At 57.0% G+C, this 23,480-nt stretch carries 25 protein-coding genes; 14 read left to right on the forward strand and 11 right to left on the reverse strand.

Features of this window, described 5'->3' with window-relative positions; translation table 11 throughout:
- The first annotated feature begins 100 nt into the window (after positions 1 to 100).
- Positions 101 to 1,315: an aminotransferase class I/II-fold pyridoxal phosphate-dependent enzyme gene (locus ACR0JW_RS15740; protein WP_170680353.1), complete on the forward strand. Its 1,215-nt coding sequence runs from the start codon at positions 101 to 103 to the stop codon at positions 1,313 to 1,315.
- A 51-nt stretch (positions 1,316 to 1,366) separates the two neighbouring features.
- On the opposite strand, the gene phaR is transcribed toward ACR0JW_RS15740, so the two are convergent.
- The 3 genes from phaR to ACR0JW_RS15755 all read right to left on the reverse strand — a co-directional run bounded on the left by phaR (position 1,367) and on the right by ACR0JW_RS15755 (position 4,435).
- Positions 1,367 to 1,921 carry a polyhydroxyalkanoate synthesis repressor PhaR gene (phaR, locus tag ACR0JW_RS15745; protein ID WP_170614643.1) on the reverse strand — a complete coding sequence of 185 codons (555 nt, stop codon included), beginning with the start codon at positions 1,919 to 1,921 and terminating at the stop codon, positions 1,367 to 1,369.
- Between the two features lie 134 nt (positions 1,922 to 2,055).
- Positions 2,056 to 2,502 (reverse strand): phasin family protein, encoded by a 447-nt coding sequence (locus tag ACR0JW_RS15750; protein WP_170614642.1) that lies wholly within the window; start codon positions 2,500 to 2,502, stop codon positions 2,056 to 2,058.
- A gap of 130 nt (positions 2,503 to 2,632) precedes the next feature.
- Entirely contained in the window at positions 2,633 to 4,435 is a 1,803-nt protein-coding gene (locus ACR0JW_RS15755) for a class I poly(R)-hydroxyalkanoic acid synthase (RefSeq protein ID WP_170680355.1), read from the reverse strand.
- A 111-nt stretch (positions 4,436 to 4,546) separates the two neighbouring features.
- Between ACR0JW_RS15755 and phaZ the strand changes: the two genes are divergently transcribed.
- Positions 4,547 to 5,818, forward strand: a complete 1,272-nt coding sequence (gene phaZ, locus ACR0JW_RS15760) for a polyhydroxyalkanoate depolymerase (RefSeq protein WP_170680357.1) — start codon at positions 4,547 to 4,549, stop codon at positions 5,816 to 5,818.
- A 38-nt stretch (positions 5,819 to 5,856) separates the two neighbouring features.
- Here the strand turns inward: phaZ and ACR0JW_RS15765 are convergent, their stop codons facing one another.
- The 4 genes from ACR0JW_RS15765 to ACR0JW_RS15780 all read right to left on the reverse strand — a co-directional run bounded on the left by ACR0JW_RS15765 (position 5,857) and on the right by ACR0JW_RS15780 (position 9,086).
- Positions 5,857 to 6,573 carry an alpha/beta fold hydrolase gene (locus ACR0JW_RS15765; RefSeq protein WP_170824849.1) on the reverse strand — a complete coding sequence of 239 codons (717 nt, stop codon included), beginning with the start codon at positions 6,571 to 6,573 and terminating at the stop codon, positions 5,857 to 5,859.
- 83 nt (positions 6,574 to 6,656) lie between these two features.
- Positions 6,657 to 7,271, reverse strand: a complete 615-nt coding sequence (locus ACR0JW_RS15770) for a hypothetical protein (protein ID WP_480714206.1) — start codon at positions 7,269 to 7,271, stop codon at positions 6,657 to 6,659.
- A 73-nt stretch (positions 7,272 to 7,344) separates the two neighbouring features.
- Positions 7,345 to 8,337: an alpha/beta hydrolase gene (locus ACR0JW_RS15775; RefSeq protein WP_480714168.1), complete on the reverse strand. Its 993-nt coding sequence runs from the start codon at positions 8,335 to 8,337 to the stop codon at positions 7,345 to 7,347.
- Entirely contained in the window at positions 8,337 to 9,086 is a 750-nt protein-coding gene (locus tag ACR0JW_RS15780; protein ID WP_170680363.1) for an alpha/beta fold hydrolase, read from the reverse strand. The genes ACR0JW_RS15775 and ACR0JW_RS15780 overlap by 1 nt, the downstream gene beginning before the upstream one ends.
- 218 nt (positions 9,087 to 9,304) lie before the next feature.
- Here ACR0JW_RS15780 and thrS point away from each other — a divergent pair, with 218 nt between their 5' ends.
- The 5 genes from thrS (at position 9,305) to ACR0JW_RS15805 (ending at position 13,989) form a co-directional block, all read left to right on the forward strand.
- Positions 9,305 to 11,263, forward strand: a complete 1,959-nt coding sequence (thrS, locus tag ACR0JW_RS15785) for a threonine--tRNA ligase (RefSeq protein ID WP_170680365.1) — start codon at positions 9,305 to 9,307, stop codon at positions 11,261 to 11,263.
- A 221-nt stretch (positions 11,264 to 11,484) separates the two neighbouring features.
- On the forward strand, positions 11,485 to 11,787 hold the full coding sequence (locus tag ACR0JW_RS15790) for a BufA1 family periplasmic bufferin-type metallophore (protein WP_170614635.1): 303 nt from the start codon (positions 11,485 to 11,487) through the stop codon (positions 11,785 to 11,787).
- Positions 11,788 to 11,858: 71 nt separating this feature from the next.
- Positions 11,859 to 12,716, forward strand: a complete 858-nt coding sequence (bufB, locus tag ACR0JW_RS15795) for an MNIO family bufferin maturase (protein ID WP_170680367.1) — start codon at positions 11,859 to 11,861, stop codon at positions 12,714 to 12,716.
- Positions 12,713 to 13,474, forward strand: a complete 762-nt coding sequence (locus ACR0JW_RS15800) for an HvfC/BufC N-terminal domain-containing protein (RefSeq protein ID WP_480714169.1) — start codon at positions 12,713 to 12,715, stop codon at positions 13,472 to 13,474. Before bufB ends, ACR0JW_RS15800 begins: the two co-directional genes overlap by 4 nt.
- Positions 13,471 to 13,989, forward strand: coding sequence for a DoxX family protein (locus ACR0JW_RS15805; RefSeq protein WP_170680379.1), 519 nt, complete (start codon positions 13,471 to 13,473; stop codon positions 13,987 to 13,989). Before ACR0JW_RS15800 ends, ACR0JW_RS15805 begins: the two co-directional genes overlap by 4 nt.
- A 1-nt stretch (position 13,990) precedes the next feature.
- On the opposite strand, the gene ACR0JW_RS15810 is transcribed toward ACR0JW_RS15805, so the two are convergent.
- Together ACR0JW_RS15810 and ACR0JW_RS15815 are read right to left on the reverse strand one after the other, a co-directional pair.
- The gene (locus ACR0JW_RS15810; protein WP_170680381.1) at positions 13,991 to 14,359 is read right to left on the reverse strand and encodes a hypothetical protein; all 369 of its coding nucleotides are present in this window, start codon (positions 14,357 to 14,359) and stop codon (positions 13,991 to 13,993) included.
- A 41-nt stretch (positions 14,360 to 14,400) separates the two neighbouring features.
- A complete protein-coding gene (locus ACR0JW_RS15815) occupies positions 14,401 to 14,718 on the reverse strand; it encodes an ArsC/Spx/MgsR family protein (RefSeq protein WP_170614630.1) in 318 nt (105 codons plus the stop codon).
- Between the two features lie 215 nt (positions 14,719 to 14,933).
- Between ACR0JW_RS15815 and ACR0JW_RS15820 the strand changes: the two genes are divergently transcribed.
- On the forward strand, positions 14,934 to 15,140 hold the full coding sequence (locus tag ACR0JW_RS15820) for a cold-shock protein (RefSeq protein WP_008758035.1): 207 nt from the start codon (positions 14,934 to 14,936) through the stop codon (positions 15,138 to 15,140).
- Positions 15,141 to 15,582: 442 nt separating this feature from the next.
- Here ACR0JW_RS15820 and thyX read toward each other — a convergent pair whose 3' ends face one another.
- The gene (thyX, locus tag ACR0JW_RS15825; RefSeq protein WP_170680383.1) at positions 15,583 to 16,494 is read right to left on the reverse strand and encodes an FAD-dependent thymidylate synthase; all 912 of its coding nucleotides are present in this window, start codon (positions 16,492 to 16,494) and stop codon (positions 15,583 to 15,585) included.
- A gap of 177 nt (positions 16,495 to 16,671) precedes the next feature.
- On the opposite strand from thyX, the gene ACR0JW_RS15830 reads away from it, so the two are divergent.
- The 6 genes from ACR0JW_RS15830 (at position 16,672) to ACR0JW_RS15855 (ending at position 22,672) form a co-directional block, all read left to right on the forward strand.
- Positions 16,672 to 17,100 (forward strand): VOC family protein, encoded by a 429-nt coding sequence (locus ACR0JW_RS15830; RefSeq protein WP_170614628.1) that lies wholly within the window; start codon positions 16,672 to 16,674, stop codon positions 17,098 to 17,100.
- 161 nt (positions 17,101 to 17,261) lie between these two features.
- On the forward strand, positions 17,262 to 17,630 hold the full coding sequence (locus tag ACR0JW_RS15835; RefSeq protein ID WP_170680385.1) for a hypothetical protein: 369 nt from the start codon (positions 17,262 to 17,264) through the stop codon (positions 17,628 to 17,630).
- Between the two features lie 162 nt (positions 17,631 to 17,792).
- Positions 17,793 to 18,818, forward strand: a complete 1,026-nt coding sequence (locus ACR0JW_RS15840; protein WP_170680387.1) for an ABC transporter substrate-binding protein — start codon at positions 17,793 to 17,795, stop codon at positions 18,816 to 18,818.
- Positions 18,819 to 21,032 (forward strand): ABC transporter permease, encoded by a 2,214-nt coding sequence (locus ACR0JW_RS15845; protein WP_480714170.1) that lies wholly within the window; start codon positions 18,819 to 18,821, stop codon positions 21,030 to 21,032.
- A gap of 11 nt (positions 21,033 to 21,043) precedes the next feature.
- Positions 21,044 to 22,105: an ABC transporter ATP-binding protein gene (locus ACR0JW_RS15850; RefSeq protein ID WP_170680391.1), complete on the forward strand. Its 1,062-nt coding sequence runs from the start codon at positions 21,044 to 21,046 to the stop codon at positions 22,103 to 22,105.
- Positions 22,106 to 22,672, forward strand: coding sequence for a histidine phosphatase family protein (locus tag ACR0JW_RS15855; protein WP_170680392.1), 567 nt, complete (start codon positions 22,106 to 22,108; stop codon positions 22,670 to 22,672).
- A gap of 3 nt (positions 22,673 to 22,675) precedes the next feature.
- On the opposite strand, the gene ACR0JW_RS15860 is transcribed toward ACR0JW_RS15855, so the two are convergent.
- Positions 22,676 to 23,467, reverse strand: coding sequence for an inositol monophosphatase family protein (locus ACR0JW_RS15860; protein WP_170680393.1), 792 nt, complete (start codon positions 23,465 to 23,467; stop codon positions 22,676 to 22,678).
- Between the last annotated feature and the right edge of the window lie 13 nt (positions 23,468 to 23,480).

Here is a 23,480-nt window from a genome sequence, read left to right on the forward strand (position 1 = left end):
GCGACAATTTGGTGAAATTTCGCCGACGGGCGATTACGCTCTTGGCTTGCTGGCGTTGTGAATTTATATTTACGAAAGTTAGAATTCAGGAAAACCAAATATGTCGCTGCCACCCAATGTTCACGAAGCCGAACCCATCCCCGCAGCCGCGCGCGAAGCGATTGATGCGCTGATGCAATCCGGTGACCTGTTTCGCTACACAGCACCCCAGGATTCACCCGTCGCACTGCTAGAGGCGGAATTTGCCGCGCTTTTGGGATCCAAATACGCCTTGGCGGTTTCATCCTGCTCGGCCGCACTGTTCCTGTCCCTTAAGGCGCTGGGTTTGCCACGGGACGCGCGGGTGCTGATACCCGGCTTCACCTTTGCCGCAGTGCCATCTTCCATCGTTCATGCCGACTGCGTCCCTGTCCTGTGCGAGGTTGGAGAAAACTACCGCATCGATCTAAAGGATTTTGAGGCCAAGCTGGACGGCGTTCAGGCGGTCATCATCAGCCACATGCGCGGCCATACCTCGGATATGGATGCCATTATGGAGCTGTGCGATGCCCGCGACATCCCTGTAATCGAGGATGCGGCCCACTCGCTTGGCACCACCTGGCACGGTCGCAACATCGGAACGATCGGCAAGATGGGCTGTTTCTCGTTCCAGTCCTACAAGATGATCAACGCGGGCGAAGGCGGTATTCTGATCACCGATGATGCCGATCTGGTGGCGCAGGCCGTTATCATGTCGGGTGCCTATGAGCATAACTGGAAAAAGCATAAAACCCCGCATGGCGATAACTCGCCCGAGTTGGAACTGGCCTTTGCACGCTGGCAGAACCGGTTGCCGCTATACAACCTGCGCATGAGCAACCTCAGCGCCGCCGTTATCCGCCCGCAAATTCCGGAACTGGCCCGTCGTGTCCGGGACGGTCTGGCAAATCACGACTACGTGGCGGACCGCCTCAACACGTCACCCAACATTTCCGTGCCCGCCCCGCTTGATCCTGAAAAGCGCGCACCGGATTCAATTCAGTTCAACCTTGTCGGCATGAACGAGGACGAGATCCGCGCCTTTGCAACCGCAGCAGAGTCTCGCGGTGTGAAAGTGCAGGTTTTTGGCCTGAGCGAGGACAACGCACGCGCGTTCTGGAACTGGCAGTTCTTGCCGGAAACGTTCGATCTGCCGGAAACCCGCGCAATGCTGATGAAAGCTTGCGATGTTCGTCTGCCCGTGCGCCTGACCCGTGAAGAACTGGATGTGATTGCGGATATCTTGCTGGCTTCGGTCGGTGACGTGACCGCGCCAGCCATGGCTTTTGGAACCTGAAAATCAAAAGGCCCGCCTCTGGCGGGCCTTGTTAGCTTCGGGTCTTCACCCTCAGTTCAGCTTGGATAGTTTTTTCTGCAGCTCAGCCAGCTGCTTTTTGATCTCATCCAGGTCTTCTTTAGGCTCTTCCTTCGCCTCGTCGTCCTGGGTCGGCGCCGACCACCCGCCCGACAATCCGCTGGTCATCGCCTTCAGGAAAGCCTGCTGCTGCGCCTGCATCGCCTCAAACCCTGGCATGTTGCTCATGGGGTTCATGGCGTTCATGTTTTCCATCATCTTGCTTTGGCTTTCGCGCAGCATTTCGAACGAGCTTTGCAGAAATTGCGGCATCATGCCCCCACCGGGCACCATGTAGCTGCGCACAAGATCGTTCAGCACGTTTACCGGCAGAACGTTTTCACCCCGGCTTTCATGTTCAGCGATGATTTGCAGCAGGTATTGCCGCGTCAGGTCGTCCCCGGATTTCAGGTCGATTATCTGAACTTCGCGGCCATCCCGGATAAATCCGGCAATATCTTCAAGTGTTACGTAGTCGCTGGTCTCGGTGTTATACAGCCGGCGACTGGCATAGCGCTTGATCAATAACGGTTTTTCTTGGTCCGACACCCTTTACCCTCCCCAAGGATGATGCGTTGCAGCACAGGTTATGCGAGTGCAGCACAAAAAGAAAGGGCAGGTCAATCGACCTGCCCAGCGCGATGGCACCAAATGGGAGGAGAGGGTGCGCCTCGCGGACGTTCTTACTTGGCAGCGGTTGCCTTTTTGGCCGCAGCAGTCACGTCGTTGGTGGCTTTCTTGACAGCCGAGCTTGCTTCTTCAGCAGCTTCTTTGCCGGCAGCCATCAGCAGTTCGACGGTTTCGCTCTGCAGTTTCTTGGCGATTTCAGCGAAAGCAGCCATGTTTTCAGCAGCAACTTCAGCCGAAGCGCTGGCGAAATCGGTTGCGGCTTTTGCGTAGTCGGCAGGCTCTGCCTTTGCTTTCGACATTTCGGTCAGTTTGGCCAGAGTGTCTTTGGTCCATTTGCTGGAGATTTCTGCCGATTTTTCAGCAGCTTCCAGAGCAACGCCCGACAGCTTTTCGTTCAGCGAAGCGGTCGATTTGAACGCGTCTTCCAGTGCGGTTGTGTCAACCGGGAATGCACCCATCATGTCTTTCATGACGGCGGTAAAATCCTGAGTCTTTGCCATTGTCTTAATCCTCTTTGCTGGACCGGGCCCACCCCGGCGTTCGTCAGCTTGAGGACAATATGCTTTCTGCATCGCAGCATTTCAAGTTCTTTTTGCTGCGATGCAGAAAAAATTTAGTTTCAGAATGAAATCAGCGATTTGCCTTGACCAGAACATAGGTCCCTGGGGCCGGACACAGGCTCGGATGTTTCGAATCGCCCGTTTCGCGGGCCGGTATCTGTTTGCCAGACCGCTTTTTTAGCCAGGCTTCCCACATCGGCCACCAGGATCCTTCGTGAAAATCCGCTTCTTTCAACCAGGTGTCCGCGTCCGTCTTCAGGTCCGGGTTCGTATAGTGCCCGTATTTCTTCTTGCTGGGCGGGTTCACAATTCCGGCAATATGACCGGATTCCGAAACAACAAAGGCTTTCGAGCGCGATCCCATCTGCTGAACACCGCGATAACAATCCTTCCAGGCTGCTATGTGGTCCGTCTCGCACGTGATGGCCATCAACGGGACATCCACGTCGCTGATATGCAGATTTTCGCCCAGCAGTTTGAACCCATCAGTAACAAATTCATTGTTCTGACAAAGCCCGCGCAGGTATTGGATTGCCATTCGGCCCGGCAGGTTTGCGCCGTCTCCGTTCCAATACAGCAAATCGAATGCCGGCGGTGTTTCACCCATCATGTAGCTGCGGATTGCAGGTGTGTAGATCAGATCCCGCGACCGCAGGAAGGACATTGTGCGTCCGATAATCCAGGCCTTTAGGATGCCATCCTTTGACACCTGATCCTCGATCCCGTCCACAAAATCGTTCTGCAGGAAAGGCGTGAACTCGCCCTGCTCTCCGAAATCGGTCAGCGTTGTAAAGAACGTGGCCGATTTGACCGATTTATCACCACGTTTCTTCAACAGCGAAAGCGTCAGGCTAAGCGTAGTGCCGGCAATGCAATAGCCCACGGCGTTTACCTGTTTGACCTTGCAGATATTCTTGGCCTCTTCGATCGCGGCCAGAAACCCTTCTTCGATATAGTCCTCAAGTCCGATATCGGCATGTGAACTGTCTGCGTTGACCCAACTGACGACAAACAGGGTATAGCCCTGCTCTGTCACCCACTTGATCAGGCTGTTCTGCGCTTTCAGGTCCAGGATATAAAACTTGTTGATCCAGGGCGGGAACAGGACAATGGGCGTTTCATGGACTGTTTCGGTCGATGGCTTGTACTGGATAAGCTCCATCATGCGGTTGCGAAACACCACATCGCCGGGCGTGGTCGCGATGTTTCCACCGATCTCAAACGCGCTCTCATCCGCCAGCCGAACCACAAGTTCGCCGTCGTTGGCCTCAAGATCTGCAACCAGGTTCTCCAACCCCTGGATCAGCGACTGTCCGTCGGTTTCGATGGCTTTCTCGAGTGCGTCCGGGTTGGTAGCCAGAAAGTTGGTCGGAGCCATCATGTCGATGATCTGACGAGAGAAGTAGGCCAGTCTGCGCTTGTCCTTGTCTTCAAGGTCTTCAACCGAGGCTACGGCTTGCGCGATCGCTTCGGCATTGGTCTGATACTGTTGACGGATAAAGCGGAAATAGGGGTTGTTCTCCCACATCGGGTTAGAAAACCGCCGGTCTTCGGGCAGTTTGTCTTCTGTATCAGGCTCACCTTTTGACAATACCTGCTGAGCTTCGGCAAAGTTCAGAACAGACTTGCCCCAGAACTCGATCTGATGCTCAAGCAGCTTGGCCGGGTTCTGCATCGCTTCGGCCCAATAGGCCGTTGCTGCTTTTGCAAAAAGCTCTTGATTCGGACCATCCAGGGCGGGGGTGTGCGACTTTTTTCCAGCCATCACTTCGACAAGCCGTTTCGAGAGGTCTTCGACTTTGGACAAATTTTCCTTAAGACGTTCAATATGTTCGTCCGACAGGTCCGGCGTATTGTCTTCGGTAGTTGTCATTATAAGGATTCCCCCCTAACGTCGCTGCTATGCAGAATAACGTCGTGAACGCGTAGCGCAAAGCGGCGAATGGTCCGAAATCTCAGGATAATACTCAGGAGGCCCGAATACATGCGCTATATGATGACGTATGACCTGATGGAAACCATGCGCAATACCAACCAATGGTTGGGCGCAACCGCCAGCGCCATGGCCTCTTATCCGCTTTTCGCAATGGCCCCGAGCCCTGCGTTCAGCATGATGGCTGCCTGGGGAGAGGTTACCGAACGGACGTTTCAGCGCATGGTCGTCAAGCCGGATTGGGGTATTCGGACCTTCACCTGCGAAGATGGCAAGGACCACCTTGTCGACATCACAACCGTTGTCGAACGCCCTTTTGGCGATCTGATCCATTTTCGGGTCAACGGTCGCGAAGAACAGCCGCGCAAGGTTCTGCTGGTGGCGCCGATGTCCGGGCACTACGCCACTCTGTTGCGCTCGACCGTCAAGAGCCTGCTTGTAAATTGCGAAGTCTACATAACCGATTGGCATAACGCGCGTGATATCCCGGTGTCCGAAGGCAAATTCGATGTCGAGGATTACACGCTTTACCTTGTCGATTTCATGAAGGAACTGGGTCCGGACACACATGTTGTTGCCGTGTGTCAGCCCGCGCCGCTGACACTGGCCGCAACAGCCTATCTGGCGGAACATGATCCGAAGGCGCAGCCCAGCACACTGACGCTGATCGGCGGCCCGGTCGATCCGGATGCCACCCCGACCGAAGTTACCGATTTCGGGCGCAGGGTGACAATGGGCCAGCTGGAAGAGACAATGATCCAGCGCGTCGGTTTCAAATACAAGGGCGTCGGCCGCATGGTCTATCCCGGCCTGTTGCAACTGGCGTCGTTCATGTCGATGAACGCGGATCGTCACTCCAAGGCGTTTTCGGATCAGATTCAGCGAGTTATGCGCAACGAAGCCTCAGACCACGACGCCCATAACCGGTTCTATGATGAATACCTCGCAGTCATGGACATGACGGCCGAATTCTACCTGTCCACTGTAGAACGTGTTTTCAAGAACCGCGAAATTGCCCGAAATGAGTTCATTGTGGCCGGCCACAAGGTGGATATCGGGAAAATCACAGATGTCGCGGTCAAATCCGTTGAAGGGGCCAATGACGACATCTCGGCCCCCGGCCAGTGCATTGCGGCACTGGACCTGTGCACCGGTTTGCCGGACGGCAAGAAGGCCAGCCATGTCGAACCCGGGGCCGGTCACTACGGCATCTTTGCCGGGCGCAGCTGGCGCGACAATATCCGGCCCCTGGTGATCGACTTCATGAACGCCAACAGCCGCAAACCGCAACGCACGGCCGCAAACAAGAACAAAGTGGCCTGATCCTTAATTTCAGGCGGGCCGCCTTTTTCCAATCAGCGTCATATGTGACTGATCCGCGCCGGACGTGAAAGCCAGCACTGCAGTGCATCCGTTACGGCCTGCGGCGATTCCAGCATTGGCACATGCCCGGCGTCGTCAATCACCTGCAACTCGGCATTCGGAATGAGCTCGGTCATAAAGGCATGTTTTCGCACCGGTGTCAGCGTATCATGCACCCCACACAGGATCAGCGTCGGGACATTGATCCGCCGCAATGCACCCTGCTGATCCGGGCGGCGCTGAAGGGCGCGCATCTGGCGCACAAACAGGTCAGGACCCAATTCTACAGCCATCGTCAGAAGTTCCTTCAGAATCGGGATACGGTTGGGTCCCGGGGCCAGCGCATCCGAACCGATGACATCGCGCATGATGTCTTCAAGTCGCCCGGCCTGCGCACCCACTATCAGATCCTCGCGAGCTGCGGCCAATTGCGGGGTGTCCGCCTGCGCATCGGTCGACATCAGACACAGGCGCGAGACTCGCTCGGGCGCGCGGCGTATAACCTCAAGCGCAACGACGCCGCCCATGCTGAACCCTGCCAGCGCAAAACACCGAGGCAACACATCCAGAAGCGAAGAGGCTATCTCCTCAATCCGCTCACCGGTCGAGATCGGGGCCACGGTCACCGCACGCTCTTGCGACAGGACAGTTATTTGCGACTGAAACAGCCGAGCGTCGCACATCAATCCAGGCAAGAATACCAGCGGCTCGATCACGCGGGGCCTCCACCCTTCCGCCAATCCCGGCGTCTCCGTTTCTTTCAGGATGGAAGTTTTGCAAGTGGCCGACAAGCTGTTATTCAGGGGTATCGGATGGCCCGGAACCCGGGGAAATCACTGTAACGCCCGCGTCGTGTTTCGGCATCTTCTTCTGGCTCTGCACCGGGCCGCAACAGACATCCGCGTGGCGCGATGTAACTGTCGATCCGCCTTTGCGGCTTTGGTCGCCAAACCAGGTTAAAGGCGCACAGTTTCGGAAAAAACCAGATCTCCGAATAATCCAGATGATCATGCATCCACCAGGCCAGATCGCGCCAGTCCCGCCCTGTGTCATATTGATCCGCAAACCATGGAATGACGATGGACGCCCCGGCTATTCTGGCATCCCCGGTTCCACGATCCCAGATGTGGCACTCCAACGGATGGTCGTTCCGCGCGCAATTCAGCCGGTTTTCGTTCCCGAATCTGTTCAGAGACGGCGACCGGTATCCCGACCGAACGGCCAAACGGCCAAATGTTTCTTCCAGCGGGTCCAACAGGGTCTGGCAAAATGCCCGGCCAGTCTCGATGGCCAGGTCCGGGATTTCTGGCAGGTTCTGCTCTTCGTGGAAATTACCGATTTCGGAATACAGGAAGTCACGCATGAAAAAATGCCGGGACAGGCGCACTCGGCCCAGGGTCTCAAGGCTCCACATGCTGCCCGGCTTGCGCATTCTCAACCTCCGTCCAAGGCATCGCGCCTGTGCCGACTTGGTGCTTCTCCCGGCATCATTCCACACCCAGCTCCTTTAGCCAGCCCAGTATGCCTGCGACGGTTGGATCGGTCTGCCCGGGTGACATCAGACGTCCGGCAATCACGTGCGAAGACGGATCGTCCCCCGGCCCCATCGTCACAAGATGTACTGTCGCGGGCGCGCCCCAGGCTTCTGCACCCCTGTGTGTTCGGTCAGGCCGCACCACCTTATCGTCATCTGAAAACCAAAACAGAGCAGGAGTTTTTGCTTCTGCGAAGTCCAATTCATTGACGGCCTCGACCAGCACGGTCAGTGGCACCACCGCCTCCCATGGGTAGACTGTCGACCAGTATTTGTTCTTTTCCGGGATCGGCCCTGACACATCCCTGTCCTGCCCCATGATCAGCGGCAACCAATGCCGGGCCCAAGGCAGGCCAGGAAGCCAAGCCGCCGTCGTGTTCACACCGAAATTAGGTGAGACAAAGACCAGACCCACTACATCGCGGCTCAGATCCTCATCCAATGCGGCCGCCGCGGCCAACGTGCCACCGGTCGAGGTCGAGATCACCACCACCCGGTCGCCCACCGCCCGCGCCGCCGCCAAACCTTCGGCGTAGTCCTGCATCCATCCCGAAGCCGTACCTTCGGCCATGGCGTCGCCGCTCCGCCCGTGACCTTGCAGACGCGTGTAGACCAGATTGGCCCCCAGCGCATCAGCCACCATATCGGGCACCGGGCGAATTTCTTCGGAAGATGCCGAAAACCCGTGAACGTAAAGCACGGAAACAGGCGTTCGCTGCTCCTTATATCCGTCCTGCCAGATTACCCGCTTTTCAACACCCGGCACGATGTCGTCAAACGCAGACTCAGTGCTTTCGAAATAGACCTGCACGCCTTCGCCGAATTTCCTCGCATCAAAGTCTGGGTGCAGATTGACCTCTTCGCGGGGACCGAACCAATAGATCACCCCGCCGGCCAAAAGCACCACAATCAGAAAACGTCCGAGAAACCAGCCAAAACGCCGCATCAGCGATCCCCCATCACATCCAGCACGGCGTCTTCAATCAACCCCAGACAACGATCATCCGAGAACCTGTGATCGGCGTCCTTGACCAGCAACAGACGCATGTCTGGCCCTTCCGCACGCTCCAGCAAACGCATGGCGGTTTCGGTCGATACGGCAGTGTCTGCCGTTCCCTGCAAAAAACGTACCGGAAAAGGCAAACGCAACGGATCGCGCAAAACCAGGTGTTCCCTTCCGTCCACGATCATCCGCTTGGTGATGACATATGGCTCCATGTAGTCCGACGGCAGTTCCACGTGCCCAACCGTCTCAAGCGCCGCTTTCTGTTCGGCAGAGAATGAGGCCCAGTACCCGTCCTCGGTGAAATCCGGCGCGGCCGCGATTGTAACCATCCCGGCAATCCGGTCAGGAAATTCACGCGCCAGCAGCAGGGCCAGCCAGCCCCCCATCGAAGATCCGACAACAATCAACGGTCCATCGGTCAATGCGGAAACCGCGGCCACGGTATCCTGATGCCAGTCGCCAATGCATCCCTCCTCGAACGAGCCGGAGCTTTCCCCATGCCCGGAATAGTCGAACCGCAGAAAGGACCGCCCCCGCGCACGCGCCCATGCCTCCAGATGAACGGCCTTGGTGCCCTCCATATCCGACTTTAGCCCGCCCATAAAAACTACGGTCGGCCCCGCGCCTTCAATCTTGTGATAGGCCAGTCGGCGACCTTGCGCCGTTTCAAGAAATTCCGTCGCTGCCATGAAATCCTCGCTTCCTTGTCAGCATCATGCACGCCGCTCGCCCAAGTGCAATTCCCTGACCATTTCATCTTTTTGAAAATACTCCGGGGAGCGCGAGGGGCTGGCCCCTCGCCTGCGCGGTGCTTGACACTCTGCCTTGCACCTGCCAAAGCATCCGCACACACATAACCCGCAACCGGGCGTTCAGTGGGCGCCAAACCGACGAGGAGAGCCAGATCATGGCCCTGGATTCCCAATCCGTCTCACTCACCTTCCCCGATGGCAATGCACGTTCTTATGACGCAGGCGTAACGCCCGCGCAGGTGGCTGCCGATATCTCGACCTCACTGGCAAAAAAGGCCATTTCGGCCACTGTGAACGGCCAGCACTGGGACCTGCAATGGCCCATCGAAGCGGATGCCGACATCGCCATCCACACCATGAAGGACGAGGTTCAGGCCAATGAACTGATCCGTCACGATCTGGCGCATATCATGGCCCGCGCCGTGCAGGAAATCTGGCCCGACACCAAGGTCACCATCGGCCCGGTCATTGAAAATGGCTGGTATTACGACTTTGACCGGGCGGAACCTTTCACGCCCGAAGACCTTGGCCTGATCGAGAAAAAGATGAAGGAAATCATCAACAAGCGCGACCCCGTGACCACCGAGGTCTGGGATCGCCAACGTGCGATCGATTTCTACACCGCCAATGACGAGCCCTATAAAGTCGAACTGATCGACGCCATTCCGGGCGACGAACCGCTGCGCATGTACTGGCACGGCGACTGGCAGGACCTGTGCCGTGGCCCGCATCTGCAACACACCGGGCAGGTGCCGGGTGACGCGTTCAAGCTGATGTCCATCGCGGGCGCCTATTGGCGCGGCGACAGCAGTCGCGCGATGTTGCAGCGCATTTATGGCGTGGCCTTCACCGGCAAGGAAAAGCTCAAGGCCCACCTGCATATGCTGGAAGAAGCCGCCAAGCGGGACCACCGCAAGCTGGGCAAGGAGATGGACCTGTTCCATCTGCAACCCGAAGCACCGGGCCAGATCTTCTGGCATCCGAATGGCTGGACCATCTATACCCAGTTGCAGGACTACATGCGCCGTCAGCAAAAACGCGGCGGCTATGTCGAGGTGAACACGCCGCAGGTTGTGGACCGCAAGCTTTGGGAAGCCTCCGGCCACTGGGACAAATATCAGGAAAACATGTTCATCGTCGAAGTGGACGAGGAGCACGCGCGCGACAAGGCGATCAACGCGCTCAAACCGATGAACTGCCCCTGCCACGTGGAGATCTTCAAACAGGGCCTCAAATCCTATCGCGACCTGCCGCTGCGCATGGCCGAATTCGGATCGTGCAACCGGTACGAACCGTCGGGCGCGCTGCACGGCATCATGCGGGTACGCGGGTTCACCCAGGATGACGCGCATATCTTCTGCACCGAAGAGATGATCGCGGACGAGACCAAGCGGTTCCTCGACTTCCTGTCGAATGTCTACAGGGATCTCGGGTTCGAGAATTTCAAGGTCAAGTTCTCGGACCGCCCCGAGGTGCGTGCGGGCACGGATGAACAATGGGACAAGGCCGACGAGTTGCTGAAAGCCGCCTGCGATGCTGCGGGCTGTGCCTATGACCTGAACCCGGGCGAAGGCGCATTCTATGGACCGAAGCTGGAGTTCGTTCTGACAGATGCCATCGGACGCGACTGGCAGTGCGGCACCCTGCAGGTGGACTTCATCATCCCGGAACGTCTGGGCGCGACCTATATTGCGGCGGATGGTGAACGGCACACGCCGGTCATGCTGCACCGTGCCTGCCTCGGATCGTTCGAACGTTTCATCGGCATCCTGATTGAGGAACATGCGGGCAAGCTGCCGTTCTGGCTAGCGCCGCGTCAGGTCGTCGTGGCCTCGATCACTTCCGATGCGGACGATTATGTCCTGGAAGTTGTCGAAACGCTGAAAGCCGCCGGTGTCCGTGCCGAGGCCGACATCCGCAATGAAAAGATCAACTACAAGGTCCGCGAGCATTCGGTCGGCAAGGTGCCGGTCATTTTGGCCGTCGGACACCGGGAAGTTGATGAGCGTACTGTCAGCGTCCGGCGCCTGGGTGAAAAACAAACGCAGGTACAGTCACTTGATGCTGTAACAAAAGAGCTGGCTCAGGCCGCAACCGCGCCCGACCTGCTGTAACATTCGGCGGCAATTCGCCCTGAATCCGGCCCCACATCCGGGGCCGGATTGAAACAAAATCTAATTTTCATTTCAAAAACAATTTGTTAACCTGCAAGAGGGCATGACGCTCTTTGACGGGGTTGTGAGACACGGGCTCGTGAATTCAACTATGAGCTTCAAGCCACTACCTTTGTCATTGTCGAACACAGACATACGCAGTCACTAAAAGGATTAACGAGATGTCGAACACCGCAAAAACCCTTGTCATCGCAAGCGCAGTCGCAGCCGCTGTTTCTGGTGCCGCAACCACCGCAACAGCGCAAGCGAAAGAGAAATGCTATGGCGTTTCGCTGGCCGGTCAGAACGACTGCGCCGCAGGACCCGGCACCACCTGCGCGGGCACCTCGACCGTAGATTATCAGGGTAACGCATGGACCTTGGTTGACGCAGGCACCTGCGCCGATATCGAATTGCCCAAAGCCGCTGATGGCGCGGCCCGCAAAGGTTCGCTGGAACCGCTCGAGCGTGATCTGCCGGCATAAGGCCAGCCACACGAGATTACCGGGGCGGGCAATGTCGCCCGCCCTTTTCGTCGTGATCAGGAAAAATGCTCATGCTGGATGATGCACTCAGATCAAACCGGTTGCCTGCGGCACCCGGTGTTGGCTACAAACCGCAACATTTTGCGCAAATCCTTGAACACGCGAAACCGGTGGCGTGGCTGGAAATCCATGCCGAGAATTATATGGGCGACGGCGGTCGCCCGCTGGCGCAGTTGCGTCACCTGTCCGAACAATTTCCCATTTCCGTTCATGGCGTTGGCCTATCCATCGGTGGCGAAACGCCGCTGGACCCGGATCATCTGGCCCGCCTTAAACATCTGATCGGCTGGCTGAACCCCGCCAGCTTTTCCGAACATCTGGCCTGGTCCACGCATGACAGTCACTTTCTGAACGACCTGCTGCCCCTGCCCTATACTGATGCGACGCTGGATCGCGTTTGCGACCACATCGATCAGTTGCAGGAAACCGTTGGCCGCCAGATGCTGCTCGAGAACCCGTCCAGCTACCTCGCGTTCGAAGAAAGCACATGGTCCGAACCCGATTTCCTGCGCGAAATTTCGCGTCGCACAGGCTGTGGCCTGCTGCTGGATGTGAACAACGTATTTGTATCTGCCACAAACCTGGATTTCTCGCCTCAGGGCTATATCGATGCCTATCCGCTGAACAAGGTCGGCGAGATCCATCTAGGCGGACATGATGAGGATGAAGACGATCACGGGCACCCGCTGTTGATCGACAGCCATGGGCGCGAAGTGGTCGATCCGGTCTGGGCACTGCTGGATTATGTTCTGGAGCGTTCGGGCCCGAAACCCGTTCTGATAGAATGGGATACCGACGTCCCCGAATGGCCCGTTTTGCGCGCCGAAGCCGAACGCGCGCAGTCAGCGCTGGACCGGGTTCCAGCATGAGCGTTTCTCAGTCGGTCTTCCATTCCGCGTTGCTGGATGCGTCTGTTTCGGTTCCCGACGGGTTGCTTGACGCGGCGGGCCAGCCCGCCGGGCGCAGGTTCAGCGTCTATCGCAATAATGTCGCCGTCTCGTTGACCGAAGCGTTACATCAGGCTTTTCCCGTCATCGCCAAGTTGCTGGGCGCGCAGAACATGGACGGTCTTGCCGGGATGTTCTTGAGACAGCACCCCCCGTCTTCCCCGTTGATGATGTTCTATGGCGAAGCGTTCCCCGGTTTTCTGGCTGATCTGCCGCAACTTGCGCATCTGGGATATCTGCCGGACATGGCGCGCCTGGAACTGGCTCTGCGCCGATCATACCACGCCGCCGACTGCACACCTGCGCCAGCTGACGCCCTGAATTTGTCACCCGAAGACATTATGCGATCGCGGCTGAGCTTTGCTCCTGCGATGCAGGTCATGCAATCGGATTGGCCGGTACACGCGATCTGGCGTTTCAATACTGAAGACAATGCCCCAAAACCCGAACCCGGCCCGCAAGACGTTCTGATTACGCGTCCCGAATATGACCCGATTCCGCATCTTTTGCCCGTGGGCGGCGCCAAGTGGATCAGCCATCTGCAAACAGGCGGCACAATCGGTGAAGCGTATGAAAAAACGGCTGAAACCTGCCCCGAATTCGATCTTGGAACCACACTAGCCATCCTATTGCAGGGCGGCGCAATAACCTCTGTGACTATTGAAAGGCTGGAGACATGACTGCTCTGATCTCAACCTACAACAACACGATGGAAAAGGTGGACCTGGCATCCAATTGGCTGACACCGACGCTGGCACGACTGGTGTTTGTCGCCGTCCTTCTGGTTTATTACTGGAACTCGGCGATGCTGAAGATCGATGGCTCGATCTTTTCGCCATCCGCAGGTGCCTTTGGCCAGATTTTCCCCAAGGCGGCCGAAGCCGTTCTGTATGATGTCAGCCAGATGACCTTTTTCCAGCGTATCGTGATCTTCTTTGGAACCGTCGCCGAGTTCGTTCTGCCGGCATTGTTGCTGGTCGGGCTGTTCACACGCCTGGCCGCACTTGGCATGATCGGGTTTGTGTGGGTGCAAACCCTGACCGACGTAACAGGCCATAACGTTCCGTTGGGCAGCCTGTTCGACAACGCCATCTCGCTGATGGATCAGCGTGTGATGTGGACCTTCATGTTCCTAGTCATTGTCATCAACGGCGCAGGTCCAATATCGTTGGATCGGCTGTTGCGACTGAAGTGAACTAGAAATGAGCCTTGGGCTGGTCCGGTTTTCCCGCAGCCAGCCCAAGCAGGCCGGCAACTGTTGCAAAAGCGACCGGGAACATCGTAAACGCATTGAAACCAAAGGCATAGTACATGCCGACGGCCGACAGCAGCAGCAAGACGCCGGCGATCAAGGCACGGGCATGGGCCATGGCTCCGCCCGCTATGGCGAGCAACGGCGCAAGGATCGAAGTGGTCTGCACCAAAGTGGCGTTTTCGACCTGCTCAGCAACACCTTCGATTTCGCCAAACCGGTTGACCAGTTCGACGTAGCCATAGCCGAAAAAGCCCACGACCATTCCGATAAGCCCGGCGATAACACCCAAGATCATTGCAGCGTTACGCATAATCTTCCCTTCTGTCTGCGCTTGAGCAGATAGTCATCCGATCACGCAACTCCAAGTGCCGTACGTGTTTCCGGCGTCCAGCCCAGCAACAAAGCCCCCCCGGATTCGATCAACGGGCGTTTCATCAACGTCGGGTAATCGGCGAGAAGCTCCTGCGCAGGGCGTGACCGCTGTTCTTGGTCCAATCCCCGCCACGTTGTCGAACGGGTGTTCAGCAAGGCATCGCCGAATTGCTCTAGTGCCTGAGACAGCACCGAGGCCGGGACACCTTGGGTCCGGACATCCACAAACTCTGCATCTGGCATTGATTTCAACGCCTTACGGCACGTATCGCAAGTCTTCAAACCATAAAGGCGCATCTTACTTCTGTTCCTGTTTCTGCTTGGGATTTAGGCAAAATCACCGGTTTTCTTCGGTAATTCTTGATTTTTTACTTCACCGTGCAATGTTGAAAAAGACGAAACACGCAATTCGGGCCGTATCGTTTGGGCGAAACAGTGATGTGTTGCGGTTACGTCAACCACTGCCCCCACCAATTTGTGGGACAACGTGAAAGTAGAAGGAGACACGGGAAATGCCAACTGGCACCGTGAAATGGTTCAATACGACCAAAGGCTATGGATTTATTGCTCCCGATGAGGGCGGCAAGGACGTTTTTGTTCACATCTCGGCCGTAGAACGATCCGGTCTGACCGGGCTTGCTGACAATCAGAAGGTCTCGTACGAGTTGCAAGACGGACGTGACGGCCGCCAGATGGCAGCTGATTTGAAGCCTCTTTAAATCCCCGCCAGGCGTGGGAAGATCAATAAGGTCGGCGGCCAATTTCAGGCCGCCGACCGTTTCAAAAGGTCCCAATCCTTCCCCTCGCGCCGGATTCGCCCCGGCATGAGTGTGCCCGTTTTGTCCCATCGCAACAATACAGGACGTGCCGCTGGAATGGGTAACAACCATGGTTCAGCCACCTGATTTGCTGATCCAGACTTCCATGCTCAACTCGGGCGCCTGCACCCCAGAGGTTGCACGGCTTGCACCGCACTGACGCTCGGGTTTCGAGTGCATTTTTGTTGTGGGCTAGCAAATCACCTCGGCGATCGGAGTTTTTGCAGGTGCGGGTCTGGCCCATAACAGGCAAATCCCAACAAAGCATACTGCACATAACATGCGGCCAACGTGACAGCCGCATGGCACGATTTAAGGACCACCGACAGTTCGGAGACTTGCATCAACCCTGCCGGATCACGTCCTCGAATTCGCGCCATTCACGCGCTGTCATGCCAGAGTTTTCCTGCGTAACGGCCTCGCCCGCCAGCATTCTGCGCAAGCTGTCGACCATCTGCGCGGATAGATTCACGGCACCCAGGCGGTAGTCTTCGAAGGCCCTGTAGGCAAAGGGAACCCAGTCCGCCACGATTTTGCACATTGTGTCGGCGTAAACCCGGATCTCGTACTGGGCATGCGGGTCAGCGCGCAGCCGCAGGAAGTGGAAGAGGTTGTGCAGATCCACCTTCCAGTACCATTGCGTGTAAACATTGGCGGGCAGGTTCATCCGCGCAAGTTCACGCGCCAGACCCTGCTGCCCTTCCTGGCTGATCATGGCTTCGTAATTGTCATAGCACCGCGTGCTGTCGGCTTTGAGAATTTCCAATACACGCGCCGCTTCTTCGCCCTCCAAGGCTGAGCCCCGCCCCTGGTTGTTCACCTCGGACTGGGCCGCCACATGGTCGGGGGCCGGGATATAGAACTCGCGATCCAGAATGGAGTACCGCGCCGAGTATTCGTTCACATTCGCCGTACGATGACGAATCCACTGGCGGGCCACAAAGACCGGAAGTTTGACGTGCAACTTGATCTCGCACATCTCGAACGGGGTCGAATGCCAGTGCCGCATCAGGTAGCGGATCAGCCCCTCGTCATTCTGCACCGACTTGGTGCCTTTGCCATAAGACACACGCGCGGCCTGACAAATCGCGGCATCATCGCCCATATAGTCGATGACGCGGACAAATCCATGATCCAGCACCTGATGGGCCGTATACAGATGCTCCTCCATTCCCGCTGCGACGACGCGGCGTGTGGGATGCGATTGCGCGCGTTGCGCTTCGATCTCGGCCAGTTGGTCAGAAGACAGCGGCATGAAATGGTCCTTTCCAGCAATGAGTCGCCGCCCACTATATATCGGTAGATCAGGCACAGGAACCGCGATATGTGCGCCCAATTGCCCAAACGCACAATTGTTTGCCCTCTGCCCCTCGACACCTTGCCTTGGCGCGCTAAGCTGCAGCGCATCACCTGCACAAAAAAGGATGGCACGATGGGGCTGACTTATCTTCACACCATGGTCCGCGTGAAAGATCTGGAAAAATCACTGGCTTTCTACGAACTGCTGGGACTGAAGGAAACGCGACGTTATGAAAGCGAGGCAGGGCGTTTTACCCTGATATTCCTGGCACCTCCGGGTCAGGAAGATGCACCGATCGAGCTGACGTATAATTGGGATGGCGATGATGCACTGCCCAGCGACAGCCGCCATTTCGGGCATCTGGCCTACGGTGTCGACAACATCTATGAGACGTGCCAGCACCTGCAGGACAACGGAGTAATCATCAACCGCCCGCCCCGCGACGGACGCATGGCCTTTGTCCGCTCGCCTGACAACATCTCGGTTGAACTGCTGCAGAACGGCAATGCCCTTGAGCCGGCCGAACCCTGGGCAAGCATGGAAAGCACCGGCCACTGGTGATCGACAGATGCTCAATCGGGGGCCGGCCTTAGCGGCCCGCCCCACTCAGTGTGACGCTGGTTAATCTGCCGACTGCAGGAGAGGGGCATCAGGCTCATTCGCGCGGTCCGCGTCATGCGCTCCCACAAGTCGCAATCGGTGATTGAAATCTCGCCTTCGACGTGGCTGATACGCTGGCTCAGTTTCCAGCTACTTTAAGACCTCCGCCTTATCCGTTCCATGTCGCAACGTGCGCGCTGGTCGAGGCAAATAGCCATCGTGCGACCCTTTCGGATGAAGCGACGGGGTTTGGAACAACCGATCCAAATGTCTTTCGCAATCGTTCCCCTGTCACCCAACTGACCAATCTGCTTGACCGGATGCAGCCCAAAGCCATCCAAATGATTGAACCTATATCGGAAGCAGACCTTGCCCGATCCGGGCCAAGTTCTTCTGGGCAGACCTTTTTTGTTGCACAACGCACATTTCATTGTGAGAATTCAGAAGGCTGCACGGAGATCTGGAAGCAAGACACATTATTCAACGATTGACCCCGCTCACGAAACCGCCTGGCAACTGGCGCCACCAGAAATCCAGCGCAGGTTGTCATTGAGTACGAATTGGCGCTTCAGGGTCTTCGAAACACCGCATGAGGAAGAGCTTAAAAGAACCGGGAAACCCGGACAAATTATTCTCAAAGGGAGGAACGTATAATGAAGAAATTGACATCCACGGCCGTCGGGTCGCTGATTGCCCTAGCTGCCTCCATGTCGGCGGCGCAGGCAGACAAGCTGACCTTCTATTGCTCGGCCCAGGAAGATTGGTGTCAACTCATGGCACGCAGCTTCGAAGATGCGACAGGCATCGATGTGAACATGACCCGGAAATCGTCGGGTGAAACCTTTGCGCAAATTCGCGCCGAAAGCTCGAACCCTAAAGGCGACGTGTGGTGGGGTGGCACGGGCGACCCGCACCTTCAGGCCGCCGAAGAAGGCCTGACGATGGAATACGTTTCACCAATGCGCGACCAACTGCACGACTGGGCGATTTCCCAGGCTGAAAGCGCCGGCAACCGGACGATCGGAATCTATTCAGGTGCGCTTGGTTATGGTTACAACACAGATCTTGTCGCCGCGAACAACCTGTCCGAACCTGCCTGTTGGAAAGACCTTCTGAAGCCCGAGTACAAGGGCCACGTTCAGATGGCGAACCCGAACTCATCGGGCACGGCCTATACGACGCTGGCCTCGATGGTACAGATCTTCGGCGAGGATGAAGGCTTTGAATTCATGAAGGGCCTGCACTCGAACATCAACCAGTACACCAAGTCAGGCTCGGCCCCGATCAAGGCCGCGGGGCGCGGTGAAAACACCATCGGTATTGTATTCATGCATGACGCCGTGAAACAGGCTGTTTCAGGTTTCCCGATCAAGGTCGTGGCGCCTTGCGAGGGTACCGGTTACGAAATTGGCTCGATGTCGATCATCGAAGGTGCCCGCAACGTGGAAGAGGCGAAGAAGTTCTATGATTGGGCGCTGTCGCCCGAAGCTCAGAACCTTGCCCTTCAGGTCAACGCGTTCCAGGTTCCATCGAACAAAAGCGCCGAAACCTCGGAAAGCGCGCCTGACATGAGCCAGATCAAGCTGATCGACTATGATTTCAAAAAGTATGGCTCGTCAGACGAACGGAAGCGGTTGTTGCAGAAATGGGATGAAGAGGTTTCAGTTCTGCCACAATAAATGACTGACAAGTCGACAAAAACGACCCATCCGGTCCTGATCTTTTGGATCATTGCCGGTTGGGTCGGATTCTGCCTGTTACCCTGGTACATGGTTGACGGCGGCCTGTGGTCGTTCGAATGGCTTTTTGACGGCTACCCGATCGACGAAGATTATGCGCCCGCAGCATTTCTGATTGGACAAGGCGAGAAGCTTTGGCTTGCACCGCTTGTGATTGCCCTTTTGCTGCCTTTGCTTGCACTGGGGCGCGTCAAATCCGACCCGCTTTATGCTCGCATTCTGATCCTGTCCGGCGCACTCGGCTTCGGCTGGCTGATTGCTCAGGGGTTCAGTATCGGCATCAGAGGTTTCAACTTCGATTGGATGGAAGCGTTTTTTGGTGAACTCGGCGACCGCCAGTTCGGCATGGGCTATGGCGCGATGATATGCGCATCGAGCTTTTTGTTCCTGCTGACCCAGGGCATCGCGGCACGAGGCGCCATCAACGGTGATGTCTTCGTCGTCAGCGCAATCGGAGGCGTGATCACCATCGTCACCGCCTTTGTCTTTTTCCCTATCGCAAAGATGTTGTTTGCCGCCTTCGTCACCGAAGATGGCGCCTATTCAATTTCGGTGTTCTTTTCAAAATTCTTCGATGACCGGCTTTGGGGATTGGGTTGTTTTTATGGGGCCAAGTGCGGCGCGGCCTGGAATTCCCTGTTCCTTGCCATCGTGGTCGGCTTCGTCACTACGATCCTGGGCCTGTGTTTCGCTTTGGTCGTGACGCGCTCGGGCTTCCGCTACAAGCGCGCTTTGCGGGCCCTGACCGTTCTGCCGATCATCACGCCGCCCTTTGTGATCGGCCTTGCCCTCATCCTGCTGTTTGGCCTTTCCGGGTCTGTTACCCGGTTCATTGCCGATCTGTTGGACACGCAACCAACACGGTGGCTGTACGGAATGCCCGGCATTTTGATCGCGCAGACGCTGGCGTTCACGCCCATTGCCTTTCTCGTTCTGATCGGTGTGGTGGAAGGCGTCTCTCCTTCGATGGAGGAAGCAGCCCAAACACTCCGCGCCAGCAGATGGCAGACGTTCAAGACGGTCTCCCTCCCCCTGATGCGCCCGGGTCTTGCCAATGCCTTTCTTCTAGGTTTCATCGAAAGCATGGCCGATTTCGGAAACCCGCTGGTGCTGGGCGGAAACTTCGACGTTCTGTCGACCGAGATCTTCTTCGCAATCGTAGGCGCTCAATACGATCAGGGTCGCGCTGCCGTTCTGGCCATAGTGCTTCTGTTTTTCACCTTGTCAGCCTTCTACGCGCAGCGGGTCTGGCTGGGCAAGAAAAGCTATACCACTGTAACCGGAAAAGGTGACGCAGGAGTGCACCCATTGATGCCGACCGGCCTGTCTGTCCCGGTGTTGGTTGTCGCGCTTGGCTGGGCGCTGTTCACCGTCATCGTTTATGCAATGATCGTATACGGCAGCGTGGTGGAGTTGTGGGGCGTCAACAATTCATTGACCCTTAAGCACTATGTGACCGCCTTTTCTGTGCGTTTCGAAGAAGAAGGCATTCGCTGGACCGGTGCCGCTTGGGACAGCTTCTGGACCACCATTACAATCGCCGCCATTGCCGCGCCGCTGACTGCAGCCGTAGGATTGGTAACGGCATATCTGCTGACCCGGCAAAGCTTTGCGGGCAAGAACGCTTTTGAGTTCGGAACCATGCTGTCATTCGCGATCCCCGGAACGGTAATCGGTGTCAGCTACATCCTTGCGTTTAACGTCCCTCCTATCGAAATCACAGGCACGGGCGTCATCCTCATTGTCAGCTTCATCTTCCGCAACATGCCGGTCGGCGTTCGCGCGGGCATTGCCAGCATGTCGCAGCTTGACCGTAGCCTGGACGAATCCTCGCTGACACTTGGGGCAAACTCGTGGCAAACGTTCCGGCGTATCATTCTGCCGTTGCTGCGCCCCGCGATACTGGCCGCGCTGGTCTACAGTTTCGTGCGCGCCATGACGGCGATCTCTGCCGTTATCTTTCTGGTCAGCGCGGAATATGACATGGCAACCAGCTATATTATCGGGCGGGTCGAAAACAACGACTATGGTCTTGCCATCGCCTATTCGACCACACTGATTATCGTGATGCTGTCGGCAGTTGCGCTTATGCAGTTGATTGTCGGGCGGACTCAGATCGGACGGCGAATGACCCAGTCGCGCACTAATGTTTAGGAGAGAATGACATGAGCCTGCAGTCCAAAGCCGCGCCGGTTCGGTTCGAATCCGTTACAAAAATGTTCGGCAAGGATGTGGTCGCCGTTGACAACATCAATCTGCATGTCGAGGCTGGCAAGCTGGTTACGCTGCTGGGTCCTTCCGGGTGCGGGAAAACCACGACCTTGCGCATGATCGCAGGGTTGGAAATGGCAAGCTCGGGCACGATTCTGATCGGTGACCGGGACGTGACCAAACTGCCTGCGACCGACCGCGACGTGTCGATGGTATTCCAATCCTACGCGCTTTTTCCACACATGAGTGTGTTGGAGAACGTTATGTACGGCCTGACATTTTCGGGCTTTGCGAAGGACGAAGCCCGAAGTCGCGCCCTGAACGGTCTGGAACTGGTTGGCCTCAAAGGGTTCGACAGTCGTCTTCCGTCCGAACTGTCCGGCGGTCAGCAACAGCGTGTCGCCGTCGCCCGGGCGCTGGTTCTTGAGCCTCAGGTGCTGCTGTTTGATGAGCCGCTGTCCAATCTCGACGCCAAGCTTCGTCGTCAGGTGCGCGAGGACATCCGGGCCATCCAGCAAGACCTTGGCCTGACTGTCGTCTACGTCACGCACGATCAGGAAGAGGCTCTGGCGGTTTCGGATGAGATCGTCGTGATGCGTAACGCGGCCATCGCTCAGATGGGCACCCCGCGCGAGCTATATGATGCGCCGAACGACCGTTTTGTCGCAGACTTCATAGGCGAGGCAAACCTGCTTGATTGCCAGATCGTTGGTACAGATGGTGACACCGCCACAATCGAAATCGAAGGCTACCGCCATACGCTGCCGCGCCGTGGTTTGACACCGGGTGGCGCCACCATCGCCGTCCGACCCTCGCGTCTGGTGATCGGCTCTGATCAGGGTATCCCCGCTACCGTGGCCAAGGCGACATATGTCGGCGTCCGGATGGAATACACGCTGACTGGCACTTTCGGTCAGGCCTTTGCTGTTCACGATGACGTCGACGCACCACTTGAGCCGGGCGCTGAGGTCAGGATGAGTTTTGCCGATAAGGGGCCAGTGCTACTGCCCGATTAGATGCCGAAACTTCTGATCATCACACATCCCGAGGTTTCAATTGATCCGGGCATCCCGATCACGGATTGGGGGCTGAGTGCCGTCGGCCGTGATCGTGCAAGAGTATTCGCCTTGAATGGTGTTCTTGCGAATGTCACCCAGATTTGGACCAGCAACGAGCAGAAGGCCCGCGAAACGGGCGAGATCCTTGCCGCCGCTCGAAACCTGCGCCCGAAACAACACGCGGGCCTTGGCGAAAACGACCGCAGTGCAACCGGATTCCTACCCAGGGAGGAGTTCGAAGCCGCCGCTGACGCATTTTTTGACCGACCGGAAACCAGCTATCGCGGTTGGGAAACAGCGATCGAAGCACAGGCCCGCATTCATCGGACAGTGACCGAGATCGTTAGTATGCACCGGGGCAAAGACCTGGCCATAGTCACTCATGGGGCGGTCGGAACACTATTATGGTGCGCACTTTCTGGTCGTTCAATTGACCGCCGTTACGATCAGCCTTCACAGGGTCATTTCTGGGTGGCAGATCTTTTGACACTCAAACCTCAGTCCGGGTGGGTCGCCTTTACCTAGAGGTCAAGAGCTCCACGCGTCCTCAGCGATCTCAAGCAAGGTCCCGAAGACATCTGGTGTGCCCACAATGACGCGCCCTCCGTCCCGGATCATTGCATCTGCGTCCTGATCTTCGATTGTGCCACCAGCCTCCGCGACCAGCAATTGCCCGGCCAGACAATCCCAGGCGTTCATATGCTCTTCCACATAACCCAGAAGTCTACCTGCGGCGACATAAGCAAGTGACAGCGCCCCGCTGGCGTTCCGGTGGAACATGGCCCCACGTTCGATCAGTTCTTCAACGACAGGCAGGACATGGCGTGTTTCGACCCGGTTCGAATATCCTACGGCTACGGTTCCATCCCGCAACGCCACTCCGGACGCGACGTGAATCCGCGTACCGTTCAAGGTTGCCCCCTCTCCGCGCGTTGCCACAAATGTCTCATCGACATTTGGTTCATGGATCACCCCGACCATCGTGCGCCCTTCAGCGACGCCGGCCAGAACAATGGTATAAGCCGGAATGCCGTTGACAAAATTCGTTGTCCCGTCGATGGGATCTATCACCCAATCGAAGCCACTTCTCCCTTCGGTCGCGCCATACTCTTCACCGAACACTCCATCCTCGGGCCAGAATTCCGCGATCCTCTGACGGATGAATGTCTCGACGTTCCTGTCCGCTTCGCTGACCCAGTCCTGAGCGCCCTTTTGGTCAACGACAAGATCGCCCCTGTCCGCAAAGTACTTTTTGGCGATTGCCCCGGCTTCTTTACAAACCGCAACAGCGAAATCCCGGCGTTCCGATAGTCGAAACATGGCCATTCCTTTT

This window comes from Ruegeria sp. BG6 (genome assembly GCF_056538465.1).